This window comes from Bacteroides sp. FSHCM14E1 (genome assembly GCF_019633785.1).
Taxonomy (GTDB): domain Bacteria; phylum Bacteroidota; class Bacteroidia; order Bacteroidales; family Bacteroidaceae; genus Bacteroides; species Bacteroides hominis.
This window is the reverse complement of the sequence record NZ_JADKYL010000001.1, coordinates 137,775-153,538: the sequence shown is the minus strand read 5'-3', so window position 1 is coordinate 153,538 and position 15,764 is coordinate 137,775. Positions and strand designations below refer to the sequence as shown.

General features: G+C 49.3%; 12 protein-coding genes. 10 read left to right on the top strand and 2 right to left on the bottom strand.

Annotation, left to right across the window (positions count from 1 at the left end):
• Positions 1-81: 81 nt before the first annotated feature.
• Together ISX59_RS00635 and ISX59_RS00630 are read right to left on the bottom strand one after the other, a co-directional pair.
• Complete coding sequence (locus ISX59_RS00635; RefSeq protein ID WP_032542404.1) at positions 82-1,902, bottom strand: bifunctional DNA primase/helicase; 1,821 nt, start codon at positions 1,900-1,902, stop codon at positions 82-84.
• Positions 1,903-2,231: 329 nt separating this feature from the next.
• Complete coding sequence (locus ISX59_RS00630) at positions 2,232-3,254, bottom strand: DUF4373 domain-containing protein (RefSeq protein ID WP_122330516.1); 1,023 nt, start codon at positions 3,252-3,254, stop codon at positions 2,232-2,234.
• Positions 3,255-3,501: 247 nt separating this feature from the next.
• Here ISX59_RS00630 and ISX59_RS21090 point away from each other — a divergent pair, with 247 nt between their 5' ends.
• The 10 genes from ISX59_RS21090 to ISX59_RS00575 all read left to right on the top strand — a co-directional run bounded on the left by ISX59_RS21090 (position 3,502) and on the right by ISX59_RS00575 (position 15,710).
• Entirely contained in the window at positions 3,502-3,837 is a 336-nt protein-coding gene (locus ISX59_RS21090; RefSeq protein WP_005805322.1) for a helix-turn-helix domain-containing protein, read from the top strand.
• Between the two features lie 71 nt (positions 3,838-3,908).
• Positions 3,909-4,853, top strand: coding sequence for a glycosyltransferase (locus ISX59_RS00615; protein WP_193684535.1), 945 nt, complete (start codon positions 3,909-3,911; stop codon positions 4,851-4,853).
• Between the two features lie 122 nt (positions 4,854-4,975).
• Positions 4,976-6,436, top strand: a complete 1,461-nt coding sequence (locus ISX59_RS00610) for a lipopolysaccharide biosynthesis protein (RefSeq protein ID WP_005776896.1) — start codon at positions 4,976-4,978, stop codon at positions 6,434-6,436.
• Between the two features lie 27 nt (positions 6,437-6,463).
• Entirely contained in the window at positions 6,464-7,579 is a 1,116-nt protein-coding gene (locus tag ISX59_RS00605; RefSeq protein ID WP_032530882.1) for a glycosyltransferase, read from the top strand.
• Entirely contained in the window at positions 7,576-8,736 is a 1,161-nt protein-coding gene (locus ISX59_RS00600) for a glycosyltransferase family 4 protein (protein WP_032536121.1), read from the top strand. Before ISX59_RS00605 ends, ISX59_RS00600 begins: the two co-directional genes overlap by 4 nt.
• Entirely contained in the window at positions 8,733-9,644 is a 912-nt protein-coding gene (locus tag ISX59_RS00595; RefSeq protein ID WP_005776893.1) for an SP_1767 family glycosyltransferase, read from the top strand. The genes ISX59_RS00600 and ISX59_RS00595 overlap by 4 nt, the downstream gene beginning before the upstream one ends.
• Positions 9,645-9,695: 51 nt before the next feature.
• Positions 9,696-10,550 (top strand): glycosyltransferase family 2 protein, encoded by an 855-nt coding sequence (locus tag ISX59_RS00590; protein WP_005776892.1) that lies wholly within the window; start codon positions 9,696-9,698, stop codon positions 10,548-10,550.
• Between the two features lie 19 nt (positions 10,551-10,569).
• Positions 10,570-11,775: a glycosyltransferase family 2 protein gene (locus ISX59_RS00585; protein WP_220575539.1), complete on the top strand. Its 1,206-nt coding sequence runs from the start codon at positions 10,570-10,572 to the stop codon at positions 11,773-11,775.
• A gap of 12 nt (positions 11,776-11,787) precedes the next feature.
• The gene (locus tag ISX59_RS00580; protein ID WP_032542401.1) at positions 11,788-14,475 is read left to right on the top strand and encodes an ATP-binding protein; all 2,688 of its coding nucleotides are present in this window, start codon (positions 11,788-11,790) and stop codon (positions 14,473-14,475) included.
• A gap of 149 nt (positions 14,476-14,624) precedes the next feature.
• Positions 14,625-15,710: an endonuclease/exonuclease/phosphatase family protein gene (locus tag ISX59_RS00575; protein ID WP_005805302.1), complete on the top strand. Its 1,086-nt coding sequence runs from the start codon at positions 14,625-14,627 to the stop codon at positions 15,708-15,710.
• The last annotated feature ends 54 nt before the right edge of the window (positions 15,711-15,764 follow it).

Genomic DNA, 15,764 nt, shown 5'->3' with positions numbered 1-15,764 from the left:
AGATATTTTAATTTAACTCGCAGTAAAATAAATTATTAATCTGTGAGAATCCGTGTAATCTGTGGTGAATCGTATTCGTTTCTAAACAGTTTCTCCCATAAGCAGCGTCTGCTCCGGCAACCAGCTCCCGCTGTCGAAAAGCGTATTCCTCACCCTCCTCTCAGGTGGTGCCGAAGCGTCGTCGTCCACCTCGCAAGGCTGATAACGCCCGCTGACCGGATTGTAGACAAACGAGGCCATTCCCTTGCCTCCCAAATGCTTGAACTTCACCTTGTCCACATGAATACGCGCCACGCCTATCGTGTCGTCCCGTTCGACAACGATACCGAAATCGGCCTTATTGAAAAAGTCGGCCGAACCGTTAATGTCGTACATCTCCACACGGGGTGTGAAACCGCTGCCCGGCAGGCGGTTCATCTTGCGCGGATGGGCCACGAGGATGACCAGACACTGATGACGGACGGCAAATGCCGACAAGCGGTTGAGCACCGACGAAAGATATTGCGTCTCTGTCTGTCCGGGCGGGATGCTGTGCTCCAGACGGTTCAACGGATCGACCACCAGAATGCGAATGCCCCGCCGGGCAACGAGCCGGCGCCCGGTCTCGAGTACCGCGTCGAGCGTGCACTCTCCCCGGGGCAGGATGTGGCAGACGTGCTCTGTCAGATAGCGGCTGACGCAGAGATATTTCCCCTCGGACATGCCGCAACCGGGCTGAAAACGGCAACCGGTCAGCTTCTCGGCCAGCTTGCGCAGATGATAGACGATGGGGATGTTCTCCGGACTGAAAAAAGCGATATCCCAGTGGTGGCGCAGGCAGAGGCGGAGCACCAGCTCGTCCACCCACTCCGACTTCCCGTCGCCCGGCTTGCCGGTGACGATCATCAATCGCCGCAACTCGAACGTGCAGAGAGCGTCGAAATTCTCCCACCCCGTCTCTACACCGGGCGTAAACCCTCGCTCGTAGAGCGCACGCAACTCTTCTTCCAGGCCGGCAGCCGTAAACACCCCCTCGATGGGCACTTCTTCGGCCTGCTCCAAGGCGATGCGCAGGCTCTCGGCACCGTACTTGCAGAGGTGCTCGTTGGCATCTTTGCAACCCGGCCCGTAGACGACCACCCGGCAACGCTCCACTCCCAGGCGGCGCAGCAGTTCGGCGCGCAACCCCAATCCTGCCTCGTCCGTATCCACGGCAATGTAAATCAGCCGTTTGTCCTCCAGATGGGTCTCCACAAAACGGTCCATCCATTGCAAGTTAGAATTGGCTCCCGAAGGCACCGACACCACATCCCTCCGCCCGATGGCCATAAACGAAGCCGCGTCCAGTTCACCCTCGGTGAAGATGCACTCCGGCGTTCCGCGCAGGGCATCGATGTGATAAGGGATCAACTCGGCACCGGACACCATCCGGAAGTGCTTCTGCAAGGTACGGAACTTGGTATTGACCAGCTTTCCGTCTTCAAAATAGTTGAAACAGAGGCAACGTTCCTTCTGCCCGGTCTGGGGCATATACTCTTCCTGCTCGGTCAGCCGCAGTTCGGCTATGACGTGCTGGGGAATGCAACGCTGTTCCACCAGCCAACGCTCAAAATCGGCGGACAGGGTGGTCTTCGAAGCATCGAACACCGGCCGGCGGAAGTGGGCGGGGACAGTCCGGGCGGCCCCGCGGGAGGCGGCTTCGCGGCGTCGGTGGAAGTCATCATCAGGATCGGGCACATAGACGTCCCACCCGCAATGATAGCAGTGGCAATGCCCTGTATTGAGGTCTACCCGTAACGAGCGGTCTGCCTTGTTGTGACGCGTGGCGTAGCACACCGGGCACTTGGTCTTCAGCACTCCGCCGGACTTGCCGCGGAGATCGATTTTTACATGGTCGTCGCCGACGTTGTTATAGTCTCGCATAATTTTTTTTTGTTTTATTTCACCACAGAGTGACACAGAGTCTCACAGAGTTTTTTTTAGACATAAGAACAAAAGAACAGATGATTCTTTACCGTTTTTTTGCTATTTTGCCTCAAAAATTTGTTCTTATGTCCTTTTGTCTGATAAAGAAACAGAGCGCAGCCGGATGATCTCTGCGAGACTCTGTGTCACTCTGTGGTGAATTGTATTCATTTCTACCTTTTCCGGACAGCCGGGCTCCACACTTCGGACAGCCGGGCTCCACACCTCCGACAGCCGGGCTCCACACCTCCGACAGCCGGGCTGCGACCCTCCGAGAGCCGGGCTACCTACCTCCCCCATCTCCCGGCCCGTTCGTCCCATACCGCCGTAGCGCCGGGGCGTGGAGGTGCCTCGGGCGGAATGTCATATCCCTGATACGTCCTGCGCCCCTCCACCAGCGTCTCGAAGCGATAAGCATCGGCCTGCCGCACCACCGCTTGCCGAGCGTATAGTTTTTGCCTGAACATTTCACACGTCCGCGTGCCCTGTGCCAGGCAGTTGGCAAAATAGCGTTTCGTTTCCTTCAGGTTCACCATCTCCGCCTCCTTGGCATAGAGGCGTACATGCTCTTTGAAGAGATCGACCAGCTCTTGCTGCCTGCCTACAAACAATTCGCCCAGTCCGGAATGCATCCCCACCATCTCCATCCAGAAGCGATCGGCCTGCATTTCGTCCACCATAGCCTCCCAACCGGTGTAGGGACGAAGCGGAAGCTGACCATCTTCCTCGTCAGTGGCAATGGCAGCGGCAGTGACAGGGGCTGCTGCCCCGTCCTCACTCTTTTCTGTTGTTTCTGTTTTGTATTGTTCTGTATTGTTCTGTATTGTATTGTAGGTTTTTCTGGGTTTTTCTTCCTCATTCACAGCAAGTTGCAAGCGCTCCTGCACAACCGTTTCCGCTCCATGCCGCACACACGTTTCGTCCGCAGTCCGCACGGGACGAACCTTCTTTGCCGGACGCCCTCCCTTCAATCCGTTACGGCGGCTGTTCGCACGTTTTCTCTCGAGAGGCTCCATCACCCTGTCCAAATACGGGGAGTAGAATTCGGGCTCCTCTCCTTCGTCCAGACTGAAAAGCCCGAAATTGAGAATCACGTTCCCGAACATCTCGACGGTCCCATTATTGCACCGTGCCAACTGTTGCAGCAGGCTGAGCGTGTAACATCCCCTGTAACGGGGCTGATGACGCAGATAAAGCAAGATTACCATATAGGCCCCCAGTCCCTCGATTCCGCAGGACTGTATCAAGTCCCCCACTTGCCGTCCGGCAAGAAAATCTTTCTCCAGAATAAAAAATTGTTCTCTTTCCATAATTGTGTTTTGATTTTGATTCACCACAGAGTCTCACAGAGTTTTTAACCTCTTGCTTACAAGATATTAAGAGAAAACCATCTCTGTGGAACGCTGTGTTACTCTGTGGTGAATCGTGTTGCAGGCCATCGGCCTGTGCTACAAAGATGAAGTTTTATTTTTCCACATCTGTGTCCTGTCAGGACACAACTATTAAAAAAATATACTCGACATTTGCAGAATACATAACAACTATACTAAAATGACCATGACAAAAAAGAAACACAAAACTCCGGAAAGGCTCCTGATAGAGCCCGAAGAAAAAGAGTTGGCCAAAACCAACAACATAGTACACCAATCCATCGGAACCCTTTTAATTAACTTACGAAAAAAAGCGAATTTATCTACCACACAGGCCTCCGAGATGATGGAAATAAGCCGCAGCTTGCTATGCAAACTGGAGCACGGCAAAAACATGTCGACTGAAAAACTGGCAGACATCATCGCTTACTACATTGCTTTCATAGAAGAAAACTCGGAAGTGAAAATCAGTTGCCGGGAGATACTGAACGAAATCATCATGCAGGCCTCACCTTTTTCCTGAAGGAGAAAAAGACTTTATTTAAATCTTTTTGTGTATCTTTGCTCTATTGAACCGTACCTCATACAAACAACATGGAACAACCTAACGGGCACCCCAAGGTGAGTGTCATTATCCCTGTATATAACACCTGCAACTACGTGCAGGAAGCACTTGAAAGCATTTGCCGGCAGACATTGACGGACTTGGAAATAATCGTGATAGACGATGGGTCGACTGACGGAAGCCGGGAAGTTATAGACAAGATAGCTGCCACAGACAGCCGTATCCAGGTATACGGACAAACGAATCAAGGATTGTCTGTCACACGCAACGAAGGCCTCAAATATGCTGTCGGAGAATATATTTATTTCATGGATAGTGATGACCTCTTAGAGCCGGACGCACTTGAGCTTTGCTATAACAAATGTATAGCAGAGGCTCTCGACTTCGTCTTTTTTGATGCGGAAACCTTTAGCGGTGAAGCCAATACAGGCAATAAGCCTTTCGATTATAAAAGAACCTCAGGACTATCTGAAAAAACATATAAAGGCACAGATATATTGGAACAACAATTAGAAACCTACAAGTTTAAGTCATCAGTCTGCCTCAACTTATTCCGACGGGAATTTATCAGCACTGAAAAGCTTTCATTCTATCCCGGAATATTGCATGAAGATCAACTTTTCATGGCACAAGCCTATCTGCATGCTTCACACATAGGATTCATCTGCCGTGCGTTTTTTCACCGCCGTGTCAGAACAGACTCTATCATGACCCGAAAATTTACATGGAAAAACATGGAGGGATACCTTACCGTAACCAACGAACTATTGAATAAAATCCCAACTTATCCCAAAGAATGCCATTACATCATATCCCTCTTTTTGCGACAGATGCTCGATGCCGCCGTATGGCAAGCCCATACATTACCTTTACGACAGCGCCTCAAGCTATGCCTGCTCTGCCTGCGGCATTACAAACAATACGTCAGCACACGGACACTGATGGTGCTGATGCTAAAAAAACAAAAGTTATGAATCCATTTCACCACTGAGGACACTGAGGACACAGAGAATATCTTTCTCTTAATTTTCTTGATAAATAAAAGATTAAAACTCTGTGTCCTCTGTGGTGAACCAAACTCAAAAACACCATAAGAATGACGTCTATCAAACATCAACTTTTCTCCGGAGTATTCTATACCGCCCTTGCCAAATACAGCGGCATAGGGGTGTCACTCGTCGTCGCGGGCGTATTGGCACGCCTGATTTCGCCGGACGACTTCGGCGTGATGGCCATAGCCACGGTGATCATTGCCTTTTTCAACCTGTTCACCGACGTAGGCCTGTCACCCGCCATCATCCAGCACAAAGGATTGACCCGGGAGAACCTGTCCGGACTCTTTTCTTTCACCATCTGGACAGGCATCGGCCTGGCACTGCTTTTCGCCGCTGCCTCGTGGCCCATTGCCGCCTACTACGACCGGGAAATACTGCGGACGCTGTGCCAGCTGCTGGCCGTCAACCTGTTTTTCGCCTCTGCCACCATCGTTCCCAACGCACTGTTCTACCGCAACAAAGAATTCAAATTCATCGCCCTGCGAAGCTTCGTCATACAGATCGCCACCGGTGCGGCAGCCGTAGTGGCGGCTCTGTGCGGAGCCGGATTGTATGCGCTGGTCATCGGGCCCATCCTGTCGGGCATCCTGATTTTCGTGGTCTCCATACGACGCTATCCGCAGCGCCTGAGGCTTACGTTGGGGCTGGACGTGTTGCGCCGGATATTCTCCTACTCTGCCTACCAGTTTCTGTTCAACATCATCAACTACTTCAGCCGGAACCTCGACAAACTACTGATCGGCAAGTACATGGGAATGTCTCCCCTGGGTTATTATGAAAAATCGTACCGCCTGATGATGCTGCCGTTACAAAACATCACACAGGTGATCACCCCGGTGATGCACCCCATCTTCAGCGAATACCAGAACGACCTTGAACGCCTGGCATCGGGTTACGAACGCATTGTCCGCTTTCTGGCCTTCATCGGACTGCCGCTGAGCGTGCTGCTGTACTTCACGGCCGGCGAAGTGACCCTGATCCTGTTCGGCGACCAATGGATGCCCTCCATCCCTATATTCCGGATACTCACGCTGTCGGTAGGCATACAGATCGTCCTCTCCTCCTCCGGGTCCATCTTTCAGGCGGCAGGCGATACGAAAAGCCTGTTTGTGTGCGGCCTGTTTTCATCGGTACTCAACGTGGCGGGCATCCTGCTGGGCATTTTCCGGATAGGCACACTCCAAGCCGTAGCCACGTGCATCACACTGACGTTTACCGTCAACTTTGTGCAATGCTACTGGATGATGTACCGGGTGACACTGCACCGCAGCCTGCGGCATTTCGCGGTTCAGCTTGTATCACCATTAGCGGTCAGTGTGCTGCTGATAGCCGTACTCTATCCGCTCAGCCTGCTGACAGAAGGAGGCAACATTTTTCTGACCCTGATTGTAAAAAGCATTATATTTTTCTGTATATTTGGGTGCTACATACAGTTGACCGGTGAATATGACATCATCGGCAAGGCAAAAGGCATCCTGAACAAACGTAAAAGCAGGGGGTGAAAGCCCATCTTAAAAACAAAACAAACAATGAAAGCACTGTTTCTTATCTTCCACGGATTCGAAGAGGCAAACGGGATCAGCAAGAAAATCCGTTACCAGATAAAGGCACTCAAAGCGTGTGGCTTGGAAGTAGATACCTGTTGGCTGGATGACGCCCACGACCACAAACGGCGGATGATAAATAACCATGTCCTCCGGGATTATGGCAACGGAATCCGGGGAAAAATTCTGAAACGCACCGAATTAAACAGCATCGTCCATTATGTAAAGACAAACGGAATGCAACTGGTTTATGTAAGAAGCGACCACAATACAACTCCTTTTTTGATCTGCATGTTGTGGCGCCTCAAGCGGGCCGGCGTAAAAGTTGTCATGGAAATACCCACCTATCCCTATGACCAGGAATACAAAGGTCTTCCATGGGCATATCGGCGTGTATTAATGGCAGACAAGTGCTTACGTGGATTAATGGCCACGCAAATCGATAAGTTTGTCACTTTCTCAGACCACAAAACCATCTTCGGCCGCCCTACGATACAAATATCCAATGGAATCGATTTTGACTTCATTCCCCTCAAACAGAGCACTGCCACTACCCGCGAACTGCACTTGATAGCCGTAGCCACCATACACCCGTGGCACGGATTCGACCGTGTCATCCGGGGATTGACACACTACCTCCGGCACGAGCATCGGGAAGATGTCAAGCTACACATCGTAGGTCAGGGCGTACCGGCAGTCGTCGACGAATACCACGCCCTGGTGGAGGAAGGGGCAATAGAACAAAACGTTATCTTCCATGGCCCCTTGTTCGGAGAACCTCTGAACCGGGTATTCGACCAATGTCAAATAGGAATAGGCAGCCTGGGGCGCCATCGAAGCGGAATCACAGACCTGCGGTCACTGAAAAATCGCGAGTACGCTGCCAGAGGTATCCCTTTCATCTATTCAGAAACAGATGCGGACTTCGAATCGATGCCCTACATCCTGAAGATATCGGCAGACGAATCTCCGGTAGACATCGGACAAGTGGTCCGATTCTACCATTCGGCAAAAGAGATCCGACCGGCTGACATACGAGCCTCCATCCGGAATAAACTTTCGTGGGAAGTGCAAATGAAACATGTAATCGAGGAACTATGAAACAACCCATAAAAATAGCCTACTGTATCCCCGAACTCACTGTCGCAAGTGGCATGGAGAGGGTACTTACATTAAAAATGAACTATCTGGCCGACGTTTTGGGATATGACATATACGTCATCCAGACTGAAAATAAAGAACTGCCTCCTTATTATCCTTTATCAGAGAAAGTCCACATCATCCATCTGGACCTCAATTTCAATCACATATACACAACCGCCAAGTATCTGTGGCAGCGATTGTGGAAATACAGCCAACTGCAAAGAATCTATAAGAAACGGTTGACTGAGGCATTGATGCAAATCCGTCCGGATATTACAATTTCCGTTTTGCGGCGAGAGATTAATTTCTTAACTTCCATCAAAGACGGTAGCCTGAAAATCGGCGAATTCCACTTCAGCCGGCATAATTACCGCAGCCTGGAACACCAAAAGTTCCTTCCACACTTCGTCCGCCGGAAATTATCAGAATTATGGATCGGGCAACTGATTAATAAACTGCGTAAGCTGGACCGTTTTGTCGTGTTGACAGATGAAGATAAAGAGATGTGGCCGGAACTGGACAATGTCATTCGCATATACAACCCGATCTCTTTTAAAGTAGAGCATACAGCCGAAGGGACGGCACACCGGGCTATTGCCGTCGGGCGATACACCTACCAAAAAGGATTCGACATACTGCTGCCTGCATGGCAGATCGTCAGCCGTAAACATCCGGACTGGGAACTGGAGATATTTGGCGCAGGCGACCGAGCTGCTTATCAAGAACAAGCCCGGAAACTGGATATAGAAAAAACATGCCATCTGAACGGCATTACCAATGACATAGCAACAGAAATGCGCCGAAGTTCTATTTTCATACTTTCATCACGTTATGAAGGGTTTGGCATGGTCATAACAGAAGCTATGGCATGTGGAATCCCTCCGGTAGCATTTGCCTGCCCATGCGGTCCACGCGACATCATTACAGACGGAAAAGACGGATTGCTGGCCGAAAACGGCAACATCGAATCCCTGGCCGAAAAAATCATCTACCTGATAGAGCATGAAGCTCAACGACAGCAGATGGGAAAACAGGCACAACAAAGCATACGAAAATTTCATCTGGATACAATCATGCAACAATGGGACGAACTCTTTAAAAAACTACTATCATGAACATAACGCAGCTTATAACCCGGATATACCATAAATTGAAATATGGCAGTACGGTGGAGTGGTATAACTTTTGGTATATAGTTCTCCGCAGACGGCAAAAGATTATCCCTCAAGTGGCATCAATAGATGAAACGATCCGGAAAATAATACAAGACCGATGCTCCGTCAGCCGCTTTGGTGACGGAGAAATGTTATTGACCAACGCCCACAAAAGAATTGGTTTCCAAGAAGGTAATCCCCAACTGGCCCAGCGGCTCAAAGAGGTGTTGACCAGCGATAATGATAAACATTTAGTATGCATATCCGATGTTTTTCAGCATTTGGAACGCTACAACCGGAAAGCGCGAAGATTCTGGCGCACTCACTTCTTTATCTACGGCCCGTGGTGGGACCGGCTATTACTTCCCGGACGAACCTATTATAATACATTTGTCACACGTCCTTATATGGATTTTAAATCGAAAAGAGAATGCGGGAAATGGTTCCATGACATGAAAGGCATTTGGGAAGGCAGAGACATCATATTTATCGAAGGCGAAAAAAGCCGTTTAGGGGTGGGCAACGACCTCTTTGACAATGCACAGAGCATCCACCGGATTTTATGCCCGCCCTGTAACGCTTTCAACTCTATAAATCGCATCCGGGCAGAAGCATGCAAACAAAACAAAAACGTGCTCTTCCTGATCGCATTGGGCCCCACAGCTACAGTATTGGCCTACGATTTGTTCAAAGCGGGATACCAAGCTATCGACATCGGGCACGTGGATGTGGAATATGAATGGTGGCGTATGGGCGCGCGACGCAAAGTGAAACTCGAACGCAAATATGTGAACGAGGCCCTGAATGGAAGCCAAGTAGCCGATGCGGGAGAAGAATATAACAGACAAATAATCACAAAAATAAATTAAGAGAATAAAAAAACATTATTTGAAACATTAAAAGTAACAAAAGAGTAAATGATGAAGTGGTATACAAAATATTTGCAAGTATACGAAAAACCTTTTGCTGAAGCACCGCAAAATGTCATTGACGAAGTTCGTGAGAATTTGAGAAAGCTACAGTCGGATTCTCCGGTTGTTACAGTCTCCGTCATAGGATATAACGAAGAGAAACGTTTATTGGCAAGCCTGTGGTCCTTAAGTGAGATGAAGTGCAAATATCCGGTAGAGATTATCGGGACAGACAATGATTCTAAGGACCGGACGGCAGAAATCTATGAAGCGACAGGGGTACCATATGCGATAGAATATCAACACAGCTGCGGACACGCCCGACTTTGCGGATTAAATCGTGCGCGGGGAAAATATCACATTAATATTGATTCCGATACTTTGTACCCTCCGCACTATGTCGAGACAATGGTTAACGCATTAGAGCGTCCCGGAGTTGTGGCGGTAAGTTCACTATGGAGTTATATACCCGACAAAGAACACTCCCGGACCGGATTAAAAGTATATGAGTTTCTCAGGGATATTCATCTATGGATACAATCAATCAAACGCCCGGAATTAAGTGTAAGAGGACTGGTATTCGCATACCGCACGGATTACGCCCGCCAAACAGGGATACGCACAGACATCAAACGGGGTGAAGACGGATCGTTGGCCTTACGGCTCAAAGAGTATGGAAAAATATACTTTATACGTAAAAAGAAGGCACGTGCGGTCACAGGATATGGCACCATAAGTGCTGACGGATCATTAGCCGGCAGTTTCAAAGTGCGGGCGATCAATGCTCTCAGAAACATAGGAGGAATATTCACCTCCCGAAAAGAATATAAAGATGAAGACGACAACCTGATTCAACCTAAATAAAATTAAAATAAAAAATACTATGATCACCGTACAAATTCTTTTCTGGCTTGCCCTCTTCCTCGTATTCTATACCCACTTGGGATACGGAATACTGCTTTACACACTGGTCAAGCTCAAAGAACTCACTGTGAAACCCGTCAAGCGGCAACTCCCGCCCGACAAGCTGCTGCCGGACGTGACACTTTTTATCACAGCCTTTAACGAAGAAGACGTCGTGGACGAAAAAATGCGCAACTGCCTGAAACTGGACTATCCCGAGGACAAATTGCACATTGTGTGGACCACCGACGGAAGCAACGACTCTACCAACGAACGACTGAAGGCATGGCCGCAAGCCACCGTCCACTTCCAACCCCTGCGGCAAGGAAAAACCGCTGCCATGACACGGGGGATGACACTGGTGGACACGCCACTTGTGGTATTCACCGACGCCAACACAATGCTGAACCGGGAAGCGATACGCGAAATCGTGTTGGCTTTTGAGGATCCGGGGGTGGGATGCGTGGCCGGAGAAAAACGCATCGCCGTGCAAGAAAAGGATGGAGCCGCAGCCGGTGGCGAGGGCATATACTGGAAATATGAATCGACACTGAAAGCACTGGACGCACGTCTCTATTCGGCTGTGGGAGCCGCAGGCGAGCTGTTTGCCATACGCCGGGAGCTGTTCACGGTGATAGAACCGGACACACTGCTGGATGACTTCATCCTGTCGCTGCGCATCGCCATGCAGGGATACAAGATAGCCTATTGCACCCGGGCATATGCCATCGAAAGCGGATCGGCAGACATGGGCGAAGAGCAGAAAAGAAAGGTGCGCATTGCCGCCGGCGGACTGCAATCTGTCTGGCGGCTGAGGGAACTGCTCAATCCCTTCCGTTACGGAGTGCTGAGTTTCCAGTATATATCACACAGGGTGCTGCGGTGGTCGGTGGCCCCGGTGCTGCTGTTCGCCTTGCTCCCGCTCAACGTTGCCATACTGCTGATGGGGGGCTCTCCTATCTGGTACGGCACCATTCTGGCACTTCAGGTATTGTTCTACATCTTAGCGATGGGAGGCTATTACCTGTCTGCCCGGCAAATAAAAAACAAGCTGTTATTCATCCCATATTATTTCCTGTTTATGAACATTAACGTGATGAAAGGTGTTAACTACCTTCGTAAAATGAAAGGAACAGGAGCATGGGAAAAAGCCCAAAGAACGAAAACAGAATCCTTAAACCAATAAACCGAACAAAGCATGGATAGAATACTGCATGACGTAAACAATGCCCATAAGATATTGCAACTGACAGCTGACACACTGATCTTGGTGGACAAAAACGGCACGTGTCTGGACATCGACCCGCACAGCGATTTGTGGTTTCTGCAAGAAGACAGGCTCTTGGGAAAAAATCTGTTCAATCTGCTTCCCGACCATACCTTCCAGAAACTGCTGCCGGACTTCCGCCGGGTGACCCAACAGGGGATAACGGTGAACCGCAACTACAGGCTGCCGCTGGAAGGAGGCGAAACGTACTACTTCAAATGCATCATGCAGCCGTATGACGGCGACAAGGTGTTGTGCCAATATCGAGACATCACGGCACGGAGCAACGTAAAGCTGCAACTGGAACGTACGAATTACGAACTGAAAGAGATACAAAAAGCGGCACAGATAGGGCAATGGAAATATTCATCGCGCGAAAAGACATTCTATTATCGGGGATACAACGGAATAGTATGTACGGAAGAAGAGCGGAGCATCAACTTTCAGGATTATTACGAGACCATTCTGAGCGAAGATCTGCCTGCCGTGAACACATGGATGGAGGCAAACCGCCGTAAACTGGTAAAGGAGTACATCGAATACCGCATTCTGCTGGAAGGACAGGTATACTATATGCGCCAGCAATGCTACCTGAGGGGTGAAGAAGAAGACGGTAACATCATTCTGGAAGGATATATACAGAACATTACGGACATCCAGCGGAAGAGGAATGACATCAACACGCTGACGCATGCCATCAACAATGCCAAAGAAAGTATTTATGCGGCACGGAAAGACGGCACGCTGATATTTGCCAACAGACAGTTCAGGCTCAACCACCGGATCGCGGAACAGGCGGACCTATCGCAAATACGGATTTTCGACATTGTAGGCGACATGGACAGTCCGAAGGATTGGGAAGAACGTTACCACAGCATACGGGAAGGACAGAATTTCAACTTCCTGGCCTACCACCCGCTGAAGCATGATAAAAGCACATTGGCGTTTGAGGGTACGATGTACAGCGTGACAACGGATGACGGAGAAGAAACCTTTTGGTCGTTTACACACGACATATCGGAACGTATACGGTACGAATCGCAGATAAAACGGCTCAACCGCATCATGGATACCACGATGGAAAACCTCCCGGCGGGGATCGTTGTGAAGGATATAGAGAATGATTTCCGGTATATCTACCGAAACCGGGAATCGTATAACCGGGATATCAGCGCGGAAAACGCCATCGGTATGAACGATTTCGATTATTATCCGCTGGAAATGGCACAGCAGAAACGGAAAGAGGACATGGAAATTGCCAATACCGGAAAAGGGATGCACTGGATCATGGAAGGTAAAGACAAAAATGGCAATCTGCTGATTCTGGACAAACAAAAAATCATAGTAGAAAGTGAAGACTTCTCGCCCATCATTGTCAGCATCGAGTGGGACATTACTCAGCTGGAACTGATGCGCCGCGAACTGATGGAATCGAAAGAGAAAGCAGAGACGTCGGATAAACTGAAGTCGGCCTTTCTTGCCAATATGAGCCACGAAATACGGACACCGCTCAACGCCATCGTAGGATTCTCACGCATCATCTCGGAGAGCGAAAACCCGGAAGAGCGAAAAGAATATTATGAAATAGTGGATGCCAACAACGAACGGTTGCTGCAACTGATCAATGAAATACTGGATCTGTCGAAAATAGAATCGGGCATCGTGGAGTTCACTTACGGACCGGTAAAGCTGCACACGCTTTGCAAAGAGATTCATGATGCACATGTGTTCCGCTGCCCGCAAGGAGTGGAACTGAAATTCGACTCGCCGGACGAAGCTTTGAGCATTCACTCGGACAAGAACCGGATTTTCCAGGTATTCTCTAACCTGATAGGAAATGCATTTAAGTTCACGACACAAGGCAGCGTGAGCTACGGCTACAGGCAAGAAGCCGAAAAAGTGGTATTTTACGTAAAAGACACCGGACTGGGCATCGAACCGGAGAAGTTGGGACGGGTGTTTCAGCGCTTTGCCAAGCTCAATAACTTCGCTCAGGGCACGGGGTTGGGACTGTCGATATGCAAGACTATCATCGAACGTCTGGGAGGAGAAATATCCGTTTCTTCGGAAGTGGGGACAGGTACTACATTTACCTTCTGGCTGCCTCTGGAAAGCGTAATGCAAGATGTGAAGGCCGATAAAGAAGAACATCGGGACGGAGAAACCGACAACCGGCAATATCCGGAAGCCGACGACCGGACAAAAGAGCCGGCGGGAAGCAAGGAGGAACGTAAATCCATGGAAGTAACGGAGGCGGAAACCGATAAGGCTACCATCCTGATAGCAGAAGATACCGACAGCAATTATGACTTGCTAAATGCGATCCTGGGCAGGAAATACCACCTGGTACGTGCCAGAGATGGCATGGAAGCTGTAACCATGTACGATGAAGCGGAACCGGACCTGATATTAATGGATATAAAAATGCCCAATCTGGATGGGCTGGAGGCTACCAGGATCATCCGGCAATTGTCCGCAGATGTACCTATCATCGCACAGAGTGCTTATGCTTATGAATATGACCGGAAAGCTGCCGAAGAGGCAGGATGCAACGATTTCATCTCGAAACCGATTGCTCAGGAAAAGCTGAAGGAGATGATAAAGAAATGGTTGAGATAAAGAACCTCACCACAAGTTCACCACAGAGGACACAGAGGACACGGAGTTTTTATTTTCCAGGTTTATAGAAAGATCTTAAATTCTTCCTCTGTGAACTCTGTGTCCTCTGTGGTGAACTTATGGTGGACTAAAATGCAGAATTTAAAACAATGGGAAAGAAAGCCGTATCCAAATTATTTTATTATACCTCTGTCGCACTGACTTTTGCTTTGGCTGGTGTCACCATCACCGGAGCATTTGCCGGGCATGTTCCCCCGGAAAGTTCGACTTTAATACCTTTTATCGGGCTCTTGCTGTCGGGGCTCTTGCTGATCAACCTCGCTGCGGCCATCTATTGGGGCATACGCCGCCGGTTCTGGATAGTCATTCCGCTGATAGCCATAGCTGCCAACTGGCAATATCTGGGACGGATATTCCAACCACCCTTTCCGGCGGAAAAAGGAGGTGGAAAAACTTTGAAAATAGCAACGTATAACGTAGACAGTTTCGGTAACGAGCAATCGGGGTACTCGTGCAAAGAAATCGCGAAATACATGGAAGAGCATCAAGTGGACATCGTCTGTCTTCAAGAGTTTGCCGCTAACCGATATTTCACCGCAGACAGCATACGAAACACTTTTGCAAACTGGCAATACGTCATTATCCCGCAAGCTCCGGACAGCATCTCCATCCTGCAGATAGCTTTATTCAGCAAATATCCGGTGAAGGACAGCAAACTGATCACTTATCCGGACTCAAGGAATTGCAGTATGTGGTGCGACCTGGACGTAGACGGACAAACGGTTCGTGTTTTCAATAACCACCTGCAAACAACGGAGGTCAGCCAAAATAAGCGCAGACTGGAAAGGGAACTGGCTAAAAACGAACTGACAGGCAGAGAGGAAGCAGCGGCCAGGCAATTGTTGGAGGGACTCAACGAGAACTTCAGGAAACGTGCGGCACAGGCAAAGACTTTGGAACAATTAATCCGCACCACCCCCTACCCTATACTGGTTTGCGGTGACTTTAACTCTCTCCCATCGTCCTACACATACAGTACCGTGAAAGGTGACAATCTTCAAGACGGATTCCAGACTTGCGGACATGGGTACATGTATACGTTCCGGTACTTTAAACGCCTGCTGAGAATCGACTATATTTTCCATTCCAAAGAATTTAAAGGGGTAGACTACTATTCGCCTGACCTCGATTTGTGCAGTGATCATAATCCGGTAGTGATGGAGGTGAAGATGTAAACGGGAGTGTATCAAAATGCCTTTTCACCACAGATCACACAGATTATCACAGAT

What these genes read in the sequence shown, in the direction of transcription:
- ISX59_RS00580 (WP_032542401.1), top strand. Translation starts at nt 11,788, where the DNA reads ATGGATAGAATACTGCATGACGTAAACAATGCCCATAAGATATTGCAA.
- ISX59_RS00610 (WP_005776896.1), top strand. Translation starts at nt 4,976, where the DNA reads ATGACGTCTATCAAACATCAACTTTTCTCCGGAGTATTCTATACCGCC.
- ISX59_RS00615 (WP_193684535.1), top strand. Translation starts at nt 3,909, where the DNA reads ATGGAACAACCTAACGGGCACCCCAAGGTGAGTGTCATTATCCCTGTA.
- ISX59_RS21090 (WP_005805322.1), top strand. Translation starts at nt 3,502, where the DNA reads ATGACAAAAAAGAAACACAAAACTCCGGAAAGGCTCCTGATAGAGCCC.
- ISX59_RS00585 (WP_220575539.1), top strand. Translation starts at nt 10,570, where the DNA reads ATGATCACCGTACAAATTCTTTTCTGGCTTGCCCTCTTCCTCGTATTC.
- ISX59_RS00590 (WP_005776892.1), top strand. Translation starts at nt 9,696, where the DNA reads ATGAAGTGGTATACAAAATATTTGCAAGTATACGAAAAACCTTTTGCT.
- ISX59_RS00600 (WP_032536121.1), top strand. Translation starts at nt 7,576, where the DNA reads ATGAAACAACCCATAAAAATAGCCTACTGTATCCCCGAACTCACTGTC.
- ISX59_RS00595 (WP_005776893.1), top strand. Translation starts at nt 8,733, where the DNA reads ATGAACATAACGCAGCTTATAACCCGGATATACCATAAATTGAAATAT.
- ISX59_RS00605 (WP_032530882.1), top strand. Translation starts at nt 6,464, where the DNA reads ATGAAAGCACTGTTTCTTATCTTCCACGGATTCGAAGAGGCAAACGGG.
- ISX59_RS00635 (WP_032542404.1), bottom strand. Translation starts at nt 1,902, where the DNA reads ATGCGAGACTATAACAACGTCGGCGACGACCATGTAAAAATCGATCTC.
- ISX59_RS00575 (WP_005805302.1), top strand. Translation starts at nt 14,625, where the DNA reads ATGGGAAAGAAAGCCGTATCCAAATTATTTTATTATACCTCTGTCGCA.
- ISX59_RS00630 (WP_122330516.1), bottom strand. Translation starts at nt 3,254, where the DNA reads ATGGAAAGAGAACAATTTTTTATTCTGGAGAAAGATTTTCTTGCCGGA.